Genomic DNA, 20,200 nt, shown 5'->3' with positions numbered 1-20,200 from the left:
CGCGCGCCATGACTTCCGCGTCGGCATCCCGGACGCCGCGCTGTTTCCGTTCGAGACCTGGCGCCGATTGATGGCGAGGCAGTTGCGCGCCTCGGCGATGACGGCGGCCTACATGGACCCGTCCGGACAGCCCGAGCTGCGGGAGGCCGTGGCGCGCCACATCGGCGTGTCCCGAGGCGTGCGCGCCGACGCCACGGACGTGCTCATCACCCACGGTGCCCAGCAGGCGCTCGACCTCATCGGGCGCGTCCTGCTGGAGCCCGGAGACTGTGTCGCCGTCGAGGAGCCGGGCTACCCACCCGCGCGCCTCCTGTTCCAGTCGCTGGGTGCGCGCGTCGTGCCCGTTCCCGTCGACGCGGAAGGACTCGACGTGAGCGCGCTGCCGGACGACGCGCGCCTCGTCTACGTCACGCCGTCCCACCAGTTTCCGCTCGGCATCGTGATGTCACCGGCGCGAAGACTCGCGCTGCTCGACTGGGCCCGCCAGCGCGACGCGGTGGTCATCGAGGACGACTACGACAGCGAGTTCCGCTTCGGCGGCAGGCCGCTCGAGACGCTCCATGGCCTGGACCGCTCCGGGCGCGTCCTCTACGTCGGCTCGTTCTCCAAGGTGCTGCTCCCCGGGCTGCGCCTGGGATTCCTCGTCGCGCCGCCGTCACTCCAGCGGGAGCTTCGGCTGGCGAAGCAGGTGGCGGACAGCCACAGCCAGCTCCCCGCTCAGGCGGTCCTCGCGCGCTTCATCGACACCGGCCTGCTGGCCCGTCACCTGCGCAAGACGAGGCGCGAGTACGAGCACCGGCACGCGCGACTCACCGAAGGGCTCACGCGCCACTTTGGCTCCGGGCTCCGCCTGCTGCCCTCCGTCGCGGGCCTGCACCTGTGCGCGACCTTCGCGCGGGGTGGCGCTCGGCTGGAGAAGGCGCTCACCGGGCAGGCGCGCGCCGCGGGTGTCGGCGTGGAGGCGCTCTCCCCGTACTTCGCCGGCGCGCCGACGCGCCATGGCTGGGTGCTGGGCTACGGCGCGCTCACGGCGGACGGCATCGACGAGGGGCTCCGCCGCCTGCGCGCCAGTGTGGCCGGAGCGCTCTGAGCCCCGAGGCCCACCGCGACGGGACGCGAGTCGCGCCCGGCCGTGCCACTCTGTGTCGCCGCGGCGCTCTGAGTCCGAGGCTCACCGCGACGGGACTCAGCCCCAGACGGTGGGTGGCGGCCCCTGGTCCGGGTTGTTCATCTTCACGATGCAGAAGCGATGGCCCGTGGGCGCCTCCATCACCCACCAGCGCTTCACCCAGCCGATGCGCCGGGCGCCCAGCGCCTCAAGGCGCGCGGCCTCCGCGTCCTGGTCGTCCGCCTCGATGTCCAGGTGGATGCGCGAAGGGTGGGAGACCTTCTGCAGCGCGGCGTGCAGCCCCATTGGAGTGTCCTGGAGGCCCACGTATTCGGCTCCACCCTCGACTTCGTGCTCGCCCACCCGGAGGCCCAGCGCCTGCCCCCAGAAGGTGGCGGCGGACCGCATGTCCCCGGTCTCACAATCGATGATGAAGCCCGAGAGTCGGCTGCGATGCGACATGACGCCCTCCTCATGGCGTAAGCCCCTGCAATCTGACGACGCCCCGGGCGCGGGGCTACCCCCATCGAATCCCCTTTCTCCGGGCCCCTTGCCCCCTTGGAATAAGCGCATGAACCCTGGGGTCTTCTTCGCAGCCCTGCTCGCCACGACGCTTACCGCCCTGCCGCCGTGGTGGTTCGCGCGTCGGCGTCCCGGCTACAGCCACCTGCGCCACACCATCAGCGAGCTGGGCGCGTCGGGGGCTCCCGAGGCGAAGCGAGTGGCGTGGCTCGGCTTCGCGCCCGCGGGGCTCGCCGTCATGGGCTTCTCCGCCGTGCTCAACACGCGGCTCACGCCGGAGGGAGACGTCATCACCGGGCTCGCGCTGCTGTCGCTGCTGGGCGTCAGCTACGTGGGCGCGGCGGTGTTCCCCTGCGACGAGGGCGCGCCGTTCTGGGGCACCTGGAAGAATCAGATGCACAACCTGGTCGCCGGGCTGGGCTACTTCGGCGCGGGCGGCGGCCTCATCGAACTGCAGCGCGTGTTCGAGGACCTGCCCGCGCTGGCGTCGCTCTCCACGCTGACGGGCGCGGTGGGCAAGCTCGTCCTGCTCGGAATGGTCGCGCTGTCCTTCGAGTCTCCCGTGCGCGGACTCATCCAGCGAACGGTGGAGTCGCTCGTGTTCGGATGGATGCTGCTCGTGGGCGCGTGGCTGATGCTCGCCCACTGAGCACGACGCTCGCACCCGAGGGAGGGGCAGGCACGCGACGCAAAGGCCCAGGTGTCCACAGACGCGGGCCACGCCGTCCGCTCCTGGACCTCACGACGTCCGAAAGCCCCAGGGCCCCTGCCCAACGCCGTCGGTCATCACCAGTTCCCATGGTGATTGACGGGCAGAGCAATGGGGGGCGTCTATGTCGGAAGTGGTGGACGAGGGATTGCCGCAAGTCCAACCGGGCACACTGTCCTCTCGCCTGCCAGGTTTCCACCGCCGCACCGTGGATGAGCGCTGGCGGGAACTGGCATTGCGCGGAGATGTCTCACCGGAGGAGCTGCAGGTGCTCAGGGCGCTGGGCGCGCCGACCTTCGACGTCGTCAACCAGATGATCGAAAACGCGGTGGGCGTGTTCGCCCTGCCGCTGGGCCTGGGGCTGAACCTCACCGTCAACGGGCGCGACCACCTGGTGCCCATGGCCGTGGAGGAGCCATCCGTCGTCGCCGCGGTGTCCTTCGCCGCGAAGGTGGTGCGTGAGGCCGGTGGGTTCACCGCCGACGCGGACGCCTCGATGATGATTGGCCAGGTGCAGCTCACCCGCTACGGCACGCCCGAGGTCGCTCGCTCGCGGCTGCTGGCGGGGCGGGAGCACCTGCTCGCCCTCGCCAACAGCTTCCACCCCGCGCTCGAGCGGCGAGGCGGCGGCGCGCGCGACGTACAGGTGCGCATCCTCCCCGCGCCCGAAGGGCCCCAGGGCGAGCCGCTCTTCATCGTCCACCTGCTGGTCGACACGAAGGAGGCCATGGGCGCAAACCTCATCAACACCATGGCGGAGGGTGTCGCGCCGCTCATCGAGCAGCTCACCGGCGGCCGCGTCTTCGTGCGCATCCTGTCCAACCTCGCCGACCAGCGACTGGCGCGGGCCTCCTGTCGCATCCCGCTGGCGGCGCTGGCGGACTTCGGCCTGCCGGGTGAGGACATCGCCGAGGGCATCCTCCAGGCGAGCCGCTTCGCGGAGGCGGACCCCTACCGCGCGGCGACACACAACAAGGGCGTGATGAACGGGATTGATGCGGTGGCCATCGCCACGGGCCAGGACTGGCGGGCCATCGAAGCGGGCGCGCATGCCTATGCGTGCCGAGGGGGCCGCTACGGGCCGCTGTCCCGCTGGACGCTGGAGCAGGGCCACCTGGTGGGCCGCATCGAGTTGCCGCTCGCGCTGGGCATGGTGGGCGGACCCATCAAGGTGCACCCCGGCGCGCAGCTCGGGCTCAAGCTCCTGCGCGTCACCAATGTGCGAGAGCTGGCCATGGTGTTCGCGGCGGTGGGGCTGGCGCAGAACTTCGCGGCGGTGCGCGCGCTGGGCTCGGTGGGCATCCAGAAGGGGCACATGGCGCTGCATGCCCGGTGCGTCGCGGTGACAGCGGGCGCGCGCGGCGTGGACGTGGAGAAGGTGGCGCGGCTGCTGGTGGAGCGCGGCAGCGTCAAGGTGGATACGGCGCGCGAAATCCTCGCATCGTTCCAGGAAGTCCCCGCGCCATGAGCGACGCGACAGCGTCACCCACCCTGTTCGCCCGGCTCGCCAGCGGTGTGCATCGGCACCGGAGCCGGGTGTTGGGGGGCGCCGTCGTGTTCCTGGCCCTGGCCATCTGGGTGCTACTCCAGGGAGGGCACCTCACCACCGGCACCATCGACGGCATCGAAGCCGCGAAGGCGGAGGCGCTGGCCCGGCCCGCCGCCGCGGGTTCGACGGACCAGACGCTGGCGGTCATCTTCCACCACGACACCTGGACGGTGGACGAGCCACGCTTCACGAAGGCCGTTACGGACGTCCTTACGCGCGTGCAGCGCCTGCCCGAGGTCGAATCGGTGGTGTCACCGGTGGGCGCCCCGCCGGCGTTGCGCGCCCGCTTCGTGTCGCGCACGGGCCACGACCTGCTGGCCCTGGTGCGGCTCAAGGGTGGCGAGCGCGAGGCCACCGCCGCGTTCCCCGCCGTGCGCGCCGCCGTGGAGGACCCGCGCCTCGACACGACGCTGACCGGCAAGGTGGCCTTCCTCGCCGCGCTCAACCAGTTGTTGGAGCATGACCTGCTGCGCGCGGAGCTCATCTCCTTCCCGCTGGCGCTGCTGGTGTTGCTGTGGGTGTTCCGGACGGTGGTGGCCGCCATGCTGCCACTGGTGGTGGGCGGGCTCGCCGTCCTCTGTGGCGTGGCGGGCGTACTGCTGCTCTCGCGCGTCACCAACATGGCGCAGTACACGCTCAACGTCGTCTCGCTCATCGGTTTGGGCGTGGCCATCGACTACTCGCTCTTCATCGTGAGCCGCTTCCGAGGCGAGCTCGCGCAAGGACTGACGACGGAGCAGGCGCTGACGCGCACCCTGGACACCGCGGGACGCGCGGTGGCGTTCTCCGGACTGGCCGTCACGGTGGGACTGGCGGGCCTGCTCTTCTTTCGCGGCTCGTACCTGAGCGCCATGGGTCTGGGCGGCGCGCTCGTCGTGGCCTTCGCGGTGCTCTTCGCGCTCACCGTCCTGCCCGCGCTGCTCTCCTGGCTGGGGCCGAGGGTGGACAAGGGACGGCTGCCCTTCGGCCGTTCCACGGGACGCGGTGGCATGTGGCACGCGCTGGCCACGTGGGTGATGAAACATCCCTGGCTCGTGCTGCTGCCCACGCTCGCGCTCCTGTTGGCCATGGGGCTGCCGTTCCGGCGCCTGGAGTTGGCGGCCACGGACATCACCGCGCTGCCTCCCGACACGGAAGCCCGCCAGGGCGCGGAGACGCTGGCCCGGCTGTTCCCACGCGAGGCCGCGACACGGGTGCTGGTGGCGGTGGAGTTTCCATCGGGCGACCCGTTCACACCGCAGCGGGCCTCCGCCCTCTACGACGCGAGCCGACGGTTCGCGTCGCTGCCTGGAGTCGTGGGCGTGGAGAGCGCGGTGGACCTGTCGCCCGGCATGGACAAGGCCGCCTATCAACAGCTGGCCGCCGCGCCCGCGGAGATGTTGCCCCCGGAGTTGCGCGTCGCGCGGGATGCGTACCTCACGGGCAACGTGGCGGTGCTGCAGGTGCTGACGTCCGCGCCCCCCAGCAGTCGTGAGGCGCGGGAGCTGGTCAAGGCGCTGCGCGCGGACCGCTCGGTGGGAGAGGGACGACTGCTCGTGGGCGGGCAGACGGCCACCGACGTGGACGCGACGGCCTTCGTGCGGCATCACACGCCAGCGGCCTTGGGCTTCGTGATGGGGATGACGTGCATCGTCCTCTTCGTGCTCCTGCGCTCGGTGGTGCTGCCCCTGAAGGCCCTGTTGATGAACCTGCTGTCGCTGGCGGGCTCGTTCGGGGCCCTGGTCTGGATCTTCCAGGAGGGGCACCTGCACCAGTTCTTGCGCTTCGAGCCCGGGCCCATCGAACCGTCCCTTCCCATCCTGTTGTTCTGCGCCTTGTTCGGCCTGTCCATGGACTACGAGGTGCTTTTGCTCAGCCGCATCCGAGAGGAGTGGCTGCGCACGGGTGACAACACCCACGCGGTCGCGGAGGGGCTGGAGCAGACCGGCGGGCTCATCACCAGCGCGGCGGCCATCATGGTGGCTGTCTTCGCGGCCTTCGCGTTGGCGTCGGTGGTGGTGGTGAAGGCGATGGGGCTGGGCATGGCCATCGCCGTGGCGCTGGATGCCACGCTGGTCCGGGTGCTCATCGTCCCCGCGATGATGCGGCTGATGGGGGACCTGAACTGGTGGGGGCCTGGCCACCATGGGCATCCGCATGCGCGGAGCGAGGGGACGGAGGTGAGGCCATGAACACGCGAGACATGGCGTGGGTCGCGGCGGGAGCGGCGGCGCTGGGTGTGCTGGTCCACGGGCATCGGGGATTGATGGCCGGCCTGCGACGGCGTCCAGCCCCGTCCCCGAGGAAGTTCGAGCCGCCCTCGGTGACAATCATTCGTCCCATCCGGGGACTGGATGTGGAGGCGCGGCAGAACGTCCGCGCGCTGCTGGATTTGGACTACCCCGGTGAGTGGGAGGTGCTCTTCGTTTTCGACAGCGAGGAGGACCCGGCGTTCGCCGTCACCCGGGAGGAGCTCGCCACCTACCCGACGGGCGCGAAGCGGGTGGAGCTGCTCGTGGCGGGAGAGCCGCCCCCCGGACTGACGGGAAAACTCAACGCCATGCAGATGGGCGTGGCGCGCGCGCGGGGCACGCTGCTGGCCTTCAGTGATTCGGATACGCGGCCCGCGCCCGGCGTGCTCACGGCGCTGGTGGGCGCGCTGCTGGAGGATGCACTGACGGGCGCGACGTTCGCTCCCATCTACGCGGCGGCGGAGGAGCCCCTCGCGGGGGACGTGGGTTATGGGCTCCTGGTGAATGCCTGGTACGGCTCGTCGGTCGCGCGCGCGGCGGGGCCTGACGGCGCGCTGCCCTTCATCATGGGGCAGTTGATGGTGTTCCGCCGCGAAGCACTCGAGGCCATCGGCGGCGTGGGGTGTGCCGCCGGTCAGTTCGTGGATGACATGTACCTGGGGCGCAAGCTGCACGAGGTCGGGTGGAAGAACCGCGTCATCCATGCGCCCCTGCGCATCGTCACGGGACAACTGGAGCTGCGCGAGTTCCTGCGCATCTTCCGGCGCTGGGTCCTCTTCTCGGAAGCGGGCCTGCCCTGGAACTTCGCGCGCCCCAACTGGATACGCGGTGTGATGGGCTGGCTCGCGTGGGGAGGACTGGCGGCGGCCGTCACGCGACGGGCCTGGGGACATGCGGCCCTGGCGTCACTGCCGATTGGCTTCTCCGTGTGGAGCCAACTGCGGCTCCAGCGGGCCTTCAACGGGCCGCGAATCGCCCCTCGGCATTACTGGGTGCCCGCGGTGCTGCCGTTACTGGGCGCGGGCGTGGCGCTGTCCGCGCGGCTGTCGCGCGAGGTGGACTGGCGAGGCCGGAGCTATCAGTTGGATGCGAAGGCGCGCCTGGGTGACACCCAGCCCGAGCGGGCCAGCGTGTAGACGGGACGGCGGACGCGGCGATGCCACCAGCTCCCCACCTGCTCCACTGTGCTCGCCACGGCATCCCTCAGGGGCGGTCCGACCGAGCGCAGCAACGGCACGGTGGCTCGGAGGCGGCCCCCCTGACGGCGCGACGAGCGCATCGCCACCAGGCCATGGCCGACGACGCACAGGTACTCGCGCGCCATCACCCGCATGCGCGACTCCTCGGAGGCGAGCAGGGCCATGGAGGTGCTGGCGCCCCTCGGGCTGTGCTCCCAGTAGTGCAGCAATCCCAGGCGCAACGCGCGCATGCCTTCGTCCTGGCCGGCGCAGGCGTCGTAGAGCGCGGAGGCCAGCGCGACACGGGTGCGCTGGGCCGGCCGCCGCTCCCGTGCATAGCGTTCGAGCGCGCGAGGGAGGTCCTCCGGGTGGCGGCGCATCGCATCCTGGAGCGCGCGCGCATCGTGGAAGCACGAGGCCATGCCGCTGCCGGTGAGGGGATGGCAACACGAAGCGGCGTCGCCCACCAGCACGGCGCTCCCCCTCCGCACCGTCTCCGCGAGCCGGTCGTCGTTGGACGCCATGCGCGGTGCCAGTGGCCCCTTCAGCGACTGGAGAATCTCCGAGCGCAGCGCGGGGGGCAGCGTGCGCAGCAGCTCCGGCTGGGCCTTCAACGTCGCCGCGGTGCTGCCCAAGGGAAGGTCCACCATCACCCGCGCCACACCGGGCTGGATGGCGTAGGCCAGCGCGTAGACGGAGCCGCCGACGAACTGATGTCCATGGTCGGGGTGGGGCAGACAGGCGCTGTCCACCGTGACGCCCAGCATGGTGGAAATGCGCGTGAAGCGCTCGGCGATGCCCAGCATCCTCCGGACGGGCGACGCGCGTCCGTCCGCGGCCACCAGCAGTCGGGCGCGCACCGTGTGCTCGACACCGTCGTGGGAGAAGCGAAGGCGCACGCCGCGCGCGTCGTTCTGCTCCACGGCCGTCACGCGAGAGTGGGCCTGAAGGGTGACGCCAGGACGCCGGGCCACCGCCTCCAACAGGGGAACGGTGAGCGTGGCGTGCTCCAGCGACACCCCGGTGGCGCCGTGTCCATAGGGAAGGACGACGGTGCGCTCGGGCGCGGAGAAGAGGACCGCGAAGCCTCGCACGGGTTGCGAGGTCCACGCGTCCACGACGTCACCGAAGCCGAGACTGCGCAAGTCACGCACCCCGGTGGGGTGGAGCAGCTCGCCGGAGAGTTGCTTGTGGCGGTCCACGCCCGCGTCGACCAGCAGGACGGACAGGCCCAGCTCGGCGAGCGCCGCCGCCACCGCGCACCCCGCGGGGCCGCCCCCCGCAATCACCACGTCGACGTTCCGCACGCACGCCACCCCCATGACGCAACAACTAGTCATGGACACGACATGACGCAGTGGAGGAAGCCATGGTTGCTCTGGAAGAGTCGTTCTGCCGAACGGTGCTACCCCGGGTCTCCCGGACGTTCGCGCTGAACATCCCCTTGCTGCCCGAGCCCCTGGACCTCGCCGTCACGGTGGCCTACCTGCTGTGCCGCATCGCGGACACGCTGGAGGATGAAGCCCGCCTGCCGTTCCAGGAGGCGCTGTTCGAGGAGCTGGCGAGCCTCGTGGAGCTGAAGCCGGGTTGGGAAGGCCGCGCTCAGGCCTTTGCCCGCCGGGCAGGTGCCGCGCTGCGAGCGTCCGCCCCCGAGGCGGAAGTCGAATTGGTCGCGGGGACGTCCACGGTGCTGAAGACCCTGGCCTCGCTCCCCTCCTGGGTCCATCCCCACGTCGCGCGGTGTGTGCGCATCATGACCGACGGGATGAACCAGATTCAGCGGAGGTACGGAGGCGACGGGCCTGTCGTGGGGTTGCCCGACCTCCAGGCGAGCTTCGCTTATTGCTACTGCGTGGCGGGAGTCGTGGGCGAGATGCTGACCGGACTCTTCATCGCTTACTCGCCGCTCGTCACGCCGCCACGTCAGGCCCTGCTCGAACCGAGGGCCACCGCGTTCGGCAGGGCCCTGCAGCTCACCAACATCTTGAAGGACGTGCGCGAGGACCTGGACCTCGGAAGGTGCTGGCTGCCGCTGGACCGGATGGCGGCATACGGACTGGAGCCCGCCACGCTCGCGCTGCCGAGCCACCGCGCGCGAGCGATGGCGCTGCACTCGGAGCTGGTGGCGGTGGCGCGCGGCGAGCTGGATGAAGCGCTCGAGTACTCCCTGGCGATTCCGCCCGAGGAGCCCGGCCTCCGGCTGTTCTGTCTCTATCCCCTCTTCTTCGCGGTGCTGACGCTCAACGTGGTGGAGGGAAATCCCGCGGTGTTCGACCCCACGCCGGTGAAGCTCGGTCGGGATGCGGTGCGCACGCTGATGCTGCTCACGCAGGAGCGAGTGGCGTCGGATTCCGCGCTGCGAGCGCTCTACGTGGACTGCTCGCAAGCCGCTCAGGGGGTGGAGGCGGTGAGATGATTCAGCGGGCCCGCGACGTGCTTGCCCGGACCCAGGAGGCGGACGGCTCCTGGAAGGGAGACTACAGCGGGCCTCTCTTCTTGAGCCCGGTGTATGTGGCCGGGCTGTATGTGATGGGCCGTGCCCCGGACACGCGCACCCGCGAGGGATTGCTCACCTACCTTCGCCATCACCAGAACGCGGACGGAGGCTGGGGACTGGACGTGGAGTCACCGAGCTTCGTCTTCACGACGGTGCTCAACTACGTGACGCTGCGGCTGTTGGGCATCGACGCCGATGACCCGGGCCTCTTGCGCGCGCGGGACTGGTTCCTCCCTCGCGGTGGGCCGCTGGGCAGCGGCTCCTGGGGCAAGTTCATCCTCGCGCTGTTGGGCCTCTACGAATACGACGGGCTTGCCCCCACGCCGCCGGAGCTGTGGTTGCTGCCGCGCGCGCTGCCGTTCCATCCATCGCGGCTGTGGTGCCACTGCCGCATGGTGTACCTGCCCATGGGCTGGCTCTATGGCCGTCGGGCGCGCGCCACGGAGACGCCCCTGCTGGCCGAGCTGCGTCGCGAGCTGTATCCCCTGCCCTATGCGGACGTGGACTGGAAGGCGGCGCGCAACAGGGTGGCCGTCACCGATTCCTACACTCCGCGCAGTGCGTGGCTGCGCGCCGTGAACCGCGTGCTCGGGATTCATGAGCGGTTTCATTCCAGGCGGCTCCGCGCCCGCGCGATGGAGGAGTCACTGGAGTTGATTCGCGGGGAGGACGAGGCCACGCACTCCATCTGCATCGGGCCCATCAACAAGGTGCTCAACGCCGTGGTCTGGCACATCGCCCGCCCCGATGGACCCGAGGTGCGCGCCCACCTGGAGCAACTGCCGGACTACCTCCAGCGCACGAAGGAAGGCGTGACGTTCAATGGCTACAACTCCTCGCAGCTCTGGGACACCGCGTTCGCGGTCCAGGCGCTGGTGGCGTCGGGTGACGCGCAAGCACGGGACACCCTCGCGCGAGCCGCGCGCTTCCTCGAGTCCGAGCAGGTGCTGGAAGACTCGCCTCGCGCCGCGCGCAACTACCGACACCCGAGCCGGGGGGGATGGCCCTTCAGCACGCGCGCCCATGGCTGGCCCATCAGTGACTGCACCGCGGAGGCGCTGAAGGCATGTCTGCTGCTGGAGCCGCTGGGGCTCAATCGCGTGCCTCGCGAGCGACTGGCGCAGGCCGTGGAGTTCATCCTCTCGCTCCAGAATCGCGACGGCGGCTGGGCCACCTATGAACGCATGCGAGGCCCTCGCTGGCTGGAGCGGCTCAATCCCTCGGACGTGTTCGCCGGCATCATGGTGGACGCAAGCTACGTGGAGTGCACCTCCGCCTGTGTCCAGGCCCTTATCGCGTGGCGCCGGGCACACCCCTCGGCGCCTGTGGGTCGAGCCATCACACGAGGCGTGGACTTCCTTCGTCGCACGCAGCGGCCGGACGGAAGCTGGGAGGGCGCTTGGGGAGTGTGCTTCAGCTATGGCACGTGGTTCGCGGTGACGGGCCTCGTGGCCGGTGGCGTCCGGGCTGGAGACACCGCGCTGCGCCGGGCGGTCCGCTTCCTCGAAGACCATCAGCGCGAGGACGGCTCCTGGAGTGAGACCGTCCAGAGCTGTCGCGAGCGTCGCTGGGTGGACGGGCCGACGGGACACGCGGTGACGACGTCATGGTCGCTGCTGTCACTCATGGCCGCCGGAGAGGGCGAATCGGAGGCCACTCGCCGGGGAGTGTCGTGGCTGCGCGCGCGACAGGACGGTGACGGCCGATGGCCACCAGAGCCACGGGCGGGCGTCTTCAATCGCACCTGCGCCATCCACTACGACACCTATCTGCGCGTCTTCCCGCTGTGGGCGCTGTCCGTGGCGGAACGCGAGGAGCACCGCGTTCTCGCGCCCTTCCATGAGGGCGCCGCGCGCCTCTACCCTGAGACCAGCAGCCTGACTCCGTAGGCCACCCACTCCGCCGATGGCGCTCTCGAGAACCTCATCGCCCATCCCAGGGCGACAGAGGCCGCTCGTCGTCAGAACGCTCCGGCGGCCGGTTCGCGCTCAGCCTCACAAGACTGAAGGACCGCCGCGCGGGGGGCCCTCCACGCGTGATGAAACGATGATGAAGCGAGGAGACTCCCGTGCAGCACGCCAGTGGAGCCTCTTCGCAGGATGGGACGTCCCCTTTTCCGAGGCGTCCGTCATGCATTGCCGCTGGTGCATCCGCCTGTGCAACCTGTCGCGCGGGGCGAGGGTGTTTTCACGCGCGCTCCTTCTCGCGGATTTGAGTGACCGGGCCCCAGACTCCCCAGGCCCCTCCGCACCCCCTCCTTCGTTCGAGGATGACGCGTGAACATACAACTGCCGCTCCGACTCTTCGTGCTCGGGTGCTTGTTGTTCGGGGCGCCTGCTCTCGCCGGGGGAAACCTGATTGGCAAGGTGACCCGCGCGGACTCTCCCTGGGACGCCGTCGCGGGAGTCACCGTCACCGCGGTGCTCGGCCCCGGAGATCTGCGAGCGGGCATCACGGACGAGCACGGCGAATACCGCCTGGAGGACCTCCCTCCGGGCACATTCTTCGTGACCTTCGACAAGCAGGAGACCTTCAGCAACGCCATTCGAGACATTCAGCTCGCGGAGGGTCAGACACTCCGCATGGATGTGCGCCTGGTAGAAGGTCCCGACGAGGCTGAGACCTTGGAGTGGGGATTCCACAAGACCACGCTCCCCACCCACTTCCAGGTGAACGGGCGTTTCTTCCCGGACCTCAAGAACCAGCGCCGCGCCAGGGCGCAGGACAACACCGTTCGCTCGGTCGACAGCGTCCTCGAACTCGCCGCGGGAGCCCATGTGTCGAACGCGGGCCTCTCGCTCCATGGCGCATCCGGGCGCGAAGCCGACTATCGACTGGATGGCTTGTCGACCGTCGACCCCGCGTTCGGCACCAACAGCTTGCCCCTCCATTCCAGCTTCCTCGACAGCATCGACCTTTCCTGGAGCGGCACGGACGCGATGTCCGGCGGTGCCACGGGAGCCCGTATCGATGCGACGAGCACGCCGACAGCCTTCCGCGAGTTCTCGGGCTCCGCCTTCATGTCCTGGGCACCCGGTGTCCTGGAGGGAGCGCGCGCGTCCCCTGGCGCGGGCGACGACAGGCCTCGCACGACGTCGCTGGGGAACCTCGGCGACTTCGGAGGGACCTTCACGGGCCCCGTCATCCCCAAGCGGCTGGCGCTCTTGCTGGGAGTGGCCCCCATCCTGAGTCGCTCGCGTGTCAGCTCGGCGACCTCTCCCTTTCTGGATTCGCGCGGCGTCCAGGCCCTCGCCAGATTGACGCTCAATCCCCATGCCCTCCCCGGGAGCATGGATCTCACCTTCATCACCGCGCCCACCCGGTGGACGCCTGCGCTCGCGGCAACCTCCGAGGCGTCACGCCCGACCTCCGTCCACAGCACGACCACGAAGACGAGCCTCGCGTTCACGGGCCGCCTCGGAGAGACCCAGGTCCAGGCGCGCGTGGGGTGGCTCCATCGGCAAGGCGACCTGGAGGCCCTGCTCAATGAGCCGGGGGCGCCGCCGCCGACGGACTCCACCAGGACGAGCCCCTCCTTCTCCACGGACCGCTATCAGGCGAGTGTCCGTGTTGAGCATGGGCTCACCCTGTTGGGGAGCCATCGGCTGAAGGCTGGCATCGATGCGGAGGCCCTGCGCTATGCCCATGCGACGTCCCCGCTCGACACGGGAACATCCATGCCGGGCCCCGAAGTCAGGACACGCGGCAGCGTCCTGGGCGCATATGTCCAGGACTCATGGGCGCCGCCCTTTTCCCATGCGCCGGAGCTCAACGTCGGCGTTCGCTACGACGCGCAACGCATTCTTCCGTCGGACGGCGGCACCTCCTTGCATCTGGGCGAGCAGGTTTCTCCCCGACTGGAGCTCGTCTTCGATGATCCGCTTCCGTGGTTCAGCTCGCGCCTCTTCGCGAGGTACGGCTCCACGGTGTCCGTGCTCCCGCTGAGCCTGGCGGAGCGCGCCGCGGAGAGTCCCTCCGCGCTCGTCTCGCCCACCTCCCGTGACTTCCTCCTCGGGTTGCAGCACCTGTCCCATGGCTTGTCACATCTCTCTGTGACGTACCTGCATCGCAAGCTCGACGCTCCGATGGATGGGCTGTTGCGTACCCCCGCCTCTCCCGCCAAGGAGCGCCGCTACGAAGCCCTCAGCGTGGTCTTTCAGCAGGAGCACGAGCTCGAGAACCTCCGCTTCTATCTCAGCTATACCCGGTCAAGCCTGGCCGAGAAGGGCACGGGCCGGGTGCGAACACCGTTCGCCCAGCGCACGCTCGATGGCGGCTGGCCCACCCTCCGCGACGCCTCTGTGTCGGACCGCCCCGACTCCATCAAGCTCTACGTCCTCCGAGCCCTTCCCACCCTCCACAGGTGGCGCCCCACGCTGAGCCTGAGCTACATCGGAGAGTCGGGAGCGTGGATGGAGGGGGCCCCGACACGCCTGCCCTGGGTACACGCCGTCGATGCGTCCGCGACCTTCTTGCACTGGATTGAATACACCGGACGAATCACCCTCGGCTTGGATGTCTTGAATGTCTTCAACTTCCAAGCCGTCACCCGGACCGATGCCTTCGGTGCCCCCGCCGAGTATCAGCCGCCTCGGCAGGTCCGCCTCCAGGCACGTTATGACTTCTGATACGGCCAGGTCATATCCGTGCGGGCTGCTCAGGGGCGGTTAGATGTTGATGCGCGAGCTGACCGTGCGGACATCCAGGCCCAGCGCGGCGAACTCGGCGGCGTGTGCGCGCAGCAACTCCACGAACCGGGGGTGCACGTCGGACTCCTCGTTCGCCAGGAGGAAGCCGTAGTTCGTCTTGGACAACATCCACGAAATCCACAGCATCTCCGTGGCCTCCTCGGGCGAGGGCGCGACATCCAGGTCCGCCTCCGTCGACAGCACCCCGCCCTTTCCCCACCGCAAACCCAGACACGCGTACAACACCTCGCCCGCGTCGTCCCACTGAAGATTGTTGGCCCACGCGTGACGGAAGGTCGCGAAGTAGATGACATAGCGACACAGGCGTTTGAGCGCCTCCAGCTCCCCAGGTTGGGGGACGTCTGTCCATGTCACGGCGCTGACGGCCTTCGGCGTGGGCTCCACGGTCTTCGCGTCCAGGTCCATGCGCTCGGAGCGCACGAACCACGGCGCGGCCTTGCCCGGCACCGTCGCTCGGAGATAGCGACACACGAAGGCCGGCGCGGAGTGCGCCACCAGGTCGTCCGAGAAGCGCCGAACCTCGCGCCACTCGGCCTCCACCGCCGCGCCGTGCTCCGCGAAGAACGCGTCCACGTGCTCACCCAGCAGCTTCCAGAACAGCCCCGCCGCGCGCGCGTAGCGGTGTCCCTCGCAGATGGGCGGCGCGGGCTCGAAGCCCTTCCAGTCGTAGCTGCCCATCAGGTGCAAGAGGCGCGACTCCACCGCCCGCTCCACCAGCGCGCTCGCACGCGTGATGTAGCCCGTGGACCCGACGAGAAACCCGTCGGCGGAGCGATTGATGAGCACCACCTCGCGCAGGTGCGGCATGAGCAACCACCGCAGCGGGCTGAGCCGCAGGTTGCGATGCGCGGCGATGGCGTACTGCTCGACGTTGAAGTGACACTGCCCCAGGTGATTGCCCAGCTCCGTGTCCAGCGTCGCGCTCACCCGCGCCATCCGCTTCGCCGCCTCCCAGCCCTCACCGTCCGCGGGCGTGTAGCTCCGCCGCGTCACCGGTGAGCCCGGAGCCGTCGCGCCCGGCTCGCGCATGCCCAGGATGATGCGCACCGGCAACAGCCGCTCCTCCACCAACCGAAGCCGCACGTCCACGTCCGGCAGGCAGTGCACGCCGTCCTGCTCGTACGCGTTCCACGGGTAGTAGAGCCGGAACGCCTTCGCGTCTCCCGGCACCTCCGGGTCCCTGTCGAGGATGCTGGAGAACATGCCGTTGAGCAGCCGCTCTCCAAAGAACGCATCCGTGCGCGTGGAGCCCGGCGACTCGCGCTCCATCCGCACCGTCAGCGCCTCCGGATAGTCCGCCTGAATCTTCTCCAGCGCGGGAGCCTGTCCCAGCTTCCCCTGGAGCAGGTGCCCTCGCTTGATGAGCTCCACGGGCGCCACGGCCTTCAACATCGCAATCGCACGGCCCGGCGCATAGGCCGTGGGCGCTGTCCCCTCCTCCGTCACGAGCAGGCGGGCGAGCGGCGTCGTCGAATCGTATTCCCAGTACGGCAGCCGCAACGTGCCGAAGTCGAAGTGGAGGCCCCCGTGGTCATCCGGCCCCTGCTCGGAGCCGATGCGCCGCCACGTCTCCACCACCTGCCCATCCGGACGGAACGTGTGCTGCGGCTCGAAGAAGCGGACCTCCAAATCGGGCAGGTCTCCCACGCCCGCGTCCTCGGGGTCGTAGCGGACCGAAAACCCACCGTCCGGGTCCGTGAAACCCTCCCCCAGAAAGTCATCCGGCGCGCCGAAGTCCCGGTCCCACAGCTCCACCTTGACGTGATGCAAGGGTATGGGGCCGTCCGGCCCGTCCTGCTCGAAAACCAGACGTCCCACCGCCACCGCGGGCAACGTGGAGGTGTCCCGCACGGTGCGGCCCGCACGGACCCGAGGTGCGAGCTGACGACTGACCTCCAGCCGCTCCTCCAGCTTCAGCCCCGAGTACCACCGCGCCAGCTCCTCCGCGTCCAACACTTCGTTCGGGTCGCTCTCGTGTCCCCTGAACCCGAGAGAGCCCACCCACCGGCGCAGCGCCGCGAACATCATCCCCGTCCCCTGCCCCAGGCCGCGAGCCCACCAGTGCCACCGTCTGTCATCAGCCCCACTTCCACGGGTGTCCCTCACTCATGACAGGGCCACTGGAACCTTCGCGAATTCCGTGCGCTGAGCGACGCCTGCCTCATTCCGTGGGGAGGGTAGCATGGCTTGCAGCTCTCGCTTTCCCCGTCCTACGGTCTGCCCCCGTTCCGTAGAGGGTTCCATGACTGTCGAGTACAAGCTCAAGATTCGCACGAGCGCGAAGCTGGGCGCGGGCACGAACGCAGACATTTCCGTCACCCTGGTGGGCACGCATGGGGAGAGCGGCCCGCACGCGCTGAACAAGCGATTCCACGATGACTTCGAGGCGGGCGCGGAGGATGTCTACTCCGTCCAGGCCACGGACCTGGGCGAGCTGGTGCTGCTGCGCTTCACCAACACCGGAGGCGTCGCGGCGGACTGGCTGCTGGACCAGGCCCACGTCACCGCGGAGGGGAGGCAGTGGCGCTTTCCCTTCTTCCGGTGGGTGCGGGGTGGCGCCACGGTGGACGTGCTCGAAGGCACCGCGAAGCTCGCGCGACAGGCGAGCCACGCACGGGAAGCGACGGCGCGGCACGAGCTGCTCGAGCACCGTCGGCGGATGTATCCCTGGCGTTCCGCCGAGGCCACCGCGGGACTTCCTGGCGCGCTCGACTTGAGCGAGACGCGGCCGTTGCCCAAGGACGAGCTGTACCGGGGACTCACGGAGGGAAGCTACGAGGTCGTCATCGCCAAGACGCTGGCGTCCATCAAGCTGCACCTGCCCATGTTGACCAACGCGTGGAACGGGCTGGTGGACATCTTCGACTTCTTCAAGGGGCTGGAAGTGCCCCAGCTCGCCCCCAGGTGGAAGGACGACTACGAGTTCGCGCGGCAGGCCGTCCAGGGCATCAACCCGATGCACATCACCCTCGTCCCCAACGTGCCCCAGGACATGCCGCTGACGGATGAGGACCTGCGCGGCCTCTTGTCCCCCGGCACCACGCTGGCGCGCGCGCTCGACGCCAGACGCATCTTCCTGCTCGACTTCGAAATCCTCGACGACATCCCCATGTACCGGAAGGTCAACGAGGAGGGCGTCGAGGAGCGGAGGTGGGCTCCGGCGTCCCGCTGCCTGTTGTACCTGGACGACTCCCGCCAGCTGCGCCCCATCGCCATCCAACTGGGCCGCGACGCGCGGAAGGACCCCGTCTTCACACCGAACGACGGCGAGTACGACTGGCTCGCGGCGAAAATCTACGTCCGCTGCAGCGAGGGCAACACGCACCAGATGGTGAGCCACGCGCTGCGCACCCACTTCGTGGCGGAGCCCTTCGTCATGGTGACGATGCGCAACCTGCCGGACCCGCACCCCGTCTACAAGCTGCTGCGCCGGCACTTCCGGTACACGCTCGCCATCAACGAGGGAGCACGCAAGGGCCTGCTCGCCGAGGGCGGGGTGTTCGATGACTTCATCGCCACTGGCGGCCCGGAGAAGGGCCACCTCCAGCTGGGCAAGAAGGGGTACCAGCGCTGGAAGCTCTCCGACAACAGGCCCCGGCAGGACTTCGAGCGCCGAGGCGTGCTGTCCCCTGACGTCCTGCCCAGCTACCCCTACCGCGACGACGCCCTCCCCTTGTGGGATGCTTTCGAGGAATACGTCGGCGGCGTGCTCAGGCACTTCTACCGGACCGACGCCGACCTCGAGGGCGACACCGAGATGCAACAGTGGTGGAAGGACCTCACCGAGCACGGACTGCCCGTGGACAAGCTGCCCTGCCAGGAGCTGCGCCGCGTGGACGACCTGGTCGACATGCTCACCACCGTCATCTTCACGGTCAGCGTCCAGCACGCCGCGGTCAACTACCTGCAATACGAGCACTACGCCTTCGTACCCAACGCGCCGCTGTGCATGCGTCAGGAGCCGCCCCGTCAGAAAGGCGTCCTGCGCGCGGAAGACATCGCCGCCATGATTCCCAGCAAGTCCCAGACACTCTGGCAGGTCGCCATCGGCCGGGCGCTCTCCAGCTTCGGGGAAGACGAGGAGTACCTGCTGCACGAGTTCGGCTGGCGCGAGGAGTACTTTCAGGAGCCCGAGCTGTTGGCCATCCGCGAGCGCTTCCATCAGCGCCTGCGAGAGCAACTGGCGGTGGTGAAGGCGCGCAACGCGCGCGTCGCCGTGCCCTACACCGTCCTGCAGCCCGACAAGATTCCCTGCGGCATCACCGTCTGAGCAGCACCGGAGGCTCCCTCGTGCCGAACCTGCTCTCTCGCGGCCTGTTCAACCTGTTCTTCGGCGCCCGGCGCAAGCCGCTCGCCAGCCTCCCGGGGCCAACGCCGGGCCTGCTGGGCAACCTGGGGGACTTCCTGGGCGTGCAGCCGTGGGAGACGTGCGCTCGCTATGCGCGCGCCTACGGGCCCGTCACCGTCGCGTGGCTGGGGCCCTCCCCCGCGCTGGTGCTCAACGGCCCCGCCATCATCCGCGAGGTGCTGGAGACGCGCCGGTTGGAGTTCGAGAAGGGCAACATCGGCGAGCAGATCCGCCACTCCGCCACGGACGACACGCCGTTCATCGCGCAGCAGGGTGAGGACTGGAAGCGCAAGCACGGGATGGACCCGCTGGCGCAGCCGTGGACGGCGGCGTGGCAGGCGGCCCAGGTGGAGCCGATGCGGGCAGCCATCGCCGAGTCGGTGGAGGCGGTGCGCCACCAGCCGTCGCTCGACCTGACGCCCATGCTGCGCCAGCTGACGTTCGATTCGTTCTGCGTGGCCACGGTGGGCGAGAAGCTCCCCACGTCCGCGTATGACGACTTCATGCTGCTGGCCGCCGCGGCGGATGCGCGCATCCAGGCGAAGCTGCCCCTGAGGTTCGTCTCGGTCCCCAAGGGCTTCGCCGCGGCGAAGGAGCGCTTCTACGGGCTGTTCGCGGACAGAATCCGCGCGGCACGACAGGCACCGGCCGCGCACCGGGTGGATTTGATGTCGTGGACGCTGCGGGAGATGCCGGAGCTGGATGACCAGGTGCATGCCAACCTGCTCGGCTCGTTCTTCTTCGGCGGCGTCTTCTCCTCCAGCACCACGCTCGTCGGAGCCTTCCACCAGCTCCAGAAGCACCCCGCCGCCGAGGAGCGACTGGCGCTCGAGTCCGCGCTGCTGGCGGAAGAACCGCTGAACCACGAGCGGCTCGGCGGGGCGCCCTGGGGCGAGGCCGTCGCCTACGAGGCCCTGCGCATCCTCCCCGCCGTCCGCGTCCTCATGCGCCGCTCGCCGTCCACCGAGACGCGGCTGGCGGGCGTCATGCTGCCGCCGGAGACGACGCTGATGATCTCCAACCAGCACCTGCACCGGGACGCGACGCACTGGACGAGCCCGGAGACGTTCGACCCGGAGCGCTGGCTGAACGGCGGCGCGGCGAACGACCCGCTGGGCAGCGACTACTTCTTCCCGTTCGGCCGGGGCCCTCGTGCCTGTGTGGCCGGAGACTTCGCGATGGTGTTCCTGCGCACGGCGCTGGCGACCATCAGCGCCCGGGTGCGTGTCCACGTCGATTCGACGGAGCCCTTCGAGGAGGGTTTCTTCTTCGGCGTGGTGCTTCCCAAGGGCGTCACCGGAAAGCTTGTCCCGCGCGAGCGGCAAACCCTCTACCCTCCCCTGGGAGCC

Annotated in this window: 13 protein-coding genes; 10 read left to right on the top strand and 3 right to left on the bottom strand. The window is 69.5% G+C overall.

Annotated features, from left to right (window positions below; all coding sequences use genetic code 11):
- Positions 1-1,090, top strand: a 1,090-nt coding sequence (locus HR086_RS29475) for a PLP-dependent aminotransferase family protein (RefSeq protein WP_174467296.1), incomplete at its 5' end; no start/stop codon positions are given.
- Between the two features lie 96 nt (positions 1,091-1,186).
- Here HR086_RS29475 and HR086_RS29470 read toward each other — a convergent pair.
- On the bottom strand, positions 1,187-1,570 hold the full coding sequence (locus HR086_RS29470) for a VOC family protein (protein WP_174463286.1): 384 nt from the start codon (positions 1,568-1,570) through the stop codon (positions 1,187-1,189).
- 109 nt (positions 1,571-1,679) lie between these two features.
- Here HR086_RS29470 and HR086_RS29465 point away from each other — a divergent pair, with 109 nt between their 5' ends.
- From HR086_RS29465 to HR086_RS29450, 4 genes are all read left to right on the top strand, one after another.
- A complete protein-coding gene (locus HR086_RS29465) occupies positions 1,680-2,279 on the top strand; it encodes a DUF998 domain-containing protein (RefSeq protein WP_174467295.1) in 600 nt (199 codons plus the stop codon).
- A gap of 184 nt (positions 2,280-2,463) precedes the next feature.
- Positions 2,464-3,807: a hydroxymethylglutaryl-CoA reductase, degradative gene (locus HR086_RS29460; RefSeq protein ID WP_174459263.1), complete on the top strand. Its 1,344-nt coding sequence runs from the start codon at positions 2,464-2,466 to the stop codon at positions 3,805-3,807.
- A complete protein-coding gene (locus HR086_RS29455; RefSeq protein WP_174467294.1) occupies positions 3,804-6,059 on the top strand; it encodes an MMPL family transporter in 2,256 nt (751 codons plus the stop codon). Before HR086_RS29460 ends, HR086_RS29455 begins: the two co-directional genes overlap by 4 nt.
- Positions 6,056-7,255: a glycosyltransferase gene (locus HR086_RS29450; RefSeq protein ID WP_174459265.1), complete on the top strand. Its 1,200-nt coding sequence runs from the start codon at positions 6,056-6,058 to the stop codon at positions 7,253-7,255. Before HR086_RS29455 ends, HR086_RS29450 begins: the two co-directional genes overlap by 4 nt.
- Here HR086_RS29450 and HR086_RS29445 read toward each other — a convergent pair.
- A complete protein-coding gene (locus HR086_RS29445; protein WP_174467293.1) occupies positions 7,198-8,604 on the bottom strand; it encodes an NAD(P)/FAD-dependent oxidoreductase in 1,407 nt (468 codons plus the stop codon). The two genes, HR086_RS29450 and HR086_RS29445, sit on opposite strands and share 58 nt — an antisense overlap.
- A 62-nt stretch (positions 8,605-8,666) precedes the next feature.
- Here HR086_RS29445 and HR086_RS29440 point away from each other — a divergent pair, with 62 nt between their 5' ends.
- From HR086_RS29440 to HR086_RS29430, 3 genes are all read left to right on the top strand, one after another.
- Positions 8,667-9,713 carry a squalene/phytoene synthase family protein gene (locus HR086_RS29440; protein WP_174467292.1) on the top strand — a complete coding sequence of 349 codons (1,047 nt, stop codon included), beginning with the start codon at positions 8,667-8,669 and terminating at the stop codon, positions 9,711-9,713.
- Positions 9,710-11,683 (top strand): 2,3-oxidosqualene cyclase, encoded by a 1,974-nt coding sequence (locus tag HR086_RS29435; RefSeq protein ID WP_174467291.1) that lies wholly within the window; start codon positions 9,710-9,712, stop codon positions 11,681-11,683. The genes HR086_RS29440 and HR086_RS29435 overlap by 4 nt, the downstream gene beginning before the upstream one ends.
- A gap of 387 nt (positions 11,684-12,070) precedes the next feature.
- Positions 12,071-14,422 (top strand): TonB-dependent receptor, encoded by a 2,352-nt coding sequence (locus HR086_RS29430; protein ID WP_174467290.1) that lies wholly within the window; start codon positions 12,071-12,073, stop codon positions 14,420-14,422.
- Between the two features lie 39 nt (positions 14,423-14,461).
- Here the strand turns inward: HR086_RS29430 and HR086_RS29425 are convergent, their stop codons facing one another.
- On the bottom strand, positions 14,462-16,531 hold the full coding sequence (locus HR086_RS29425; RefSeq protein ID WP_254626512.1) for a lipoxygenase family protein: 2,070 nt from the start codon (positions 16,529-16,531) through the stop codon (positions 14,462-14,464).
- Between the two features lie 214 nt (positions 16,532-16,745).
- Between HR086_RS29425 and HR086_RS29420 the strand changes: the two genes are divergently transcribed.
- Complete coding sequence (locus HR086_RS29420; RefSeq protein ID WP_174467289.1) at positions 16,746-18,773, top strand: lipoxygenase family protein; 2,028 nt, start codon at positions 16,746-16,748, stop codon at positions 18,771-18,773.
- Positions 18,774-18,793: 20 nt separating this feature from the next.
- Positions 18,794-20,200, top strand: a 1,407-nt coding sequence (locus tag HR086_RS29415) for a cytochrome P450 (RefSeq protein ID WP_174467288.1), incomplete at its 3' end; no start/stop codon positions are given.

The sequence above is a fragment of the Myxococcus sp. CA039A genome (assembly GCF_013336645.1).
In the GTDB taxonomy this organism is placed as follows: Bacteria; Myxococcota; Myxococcia; order Myxococcales; family Myxococcaceae; genus Myxococcus; species Myxococcus llanfairpwllgwyngyllgogerychwyrndrobwllllantysiliogogogochensis.
Note: the sequence above shows the minus strand (reverse complement) of the source record. Positions and strands in the feature narration are given on the sequence as shown.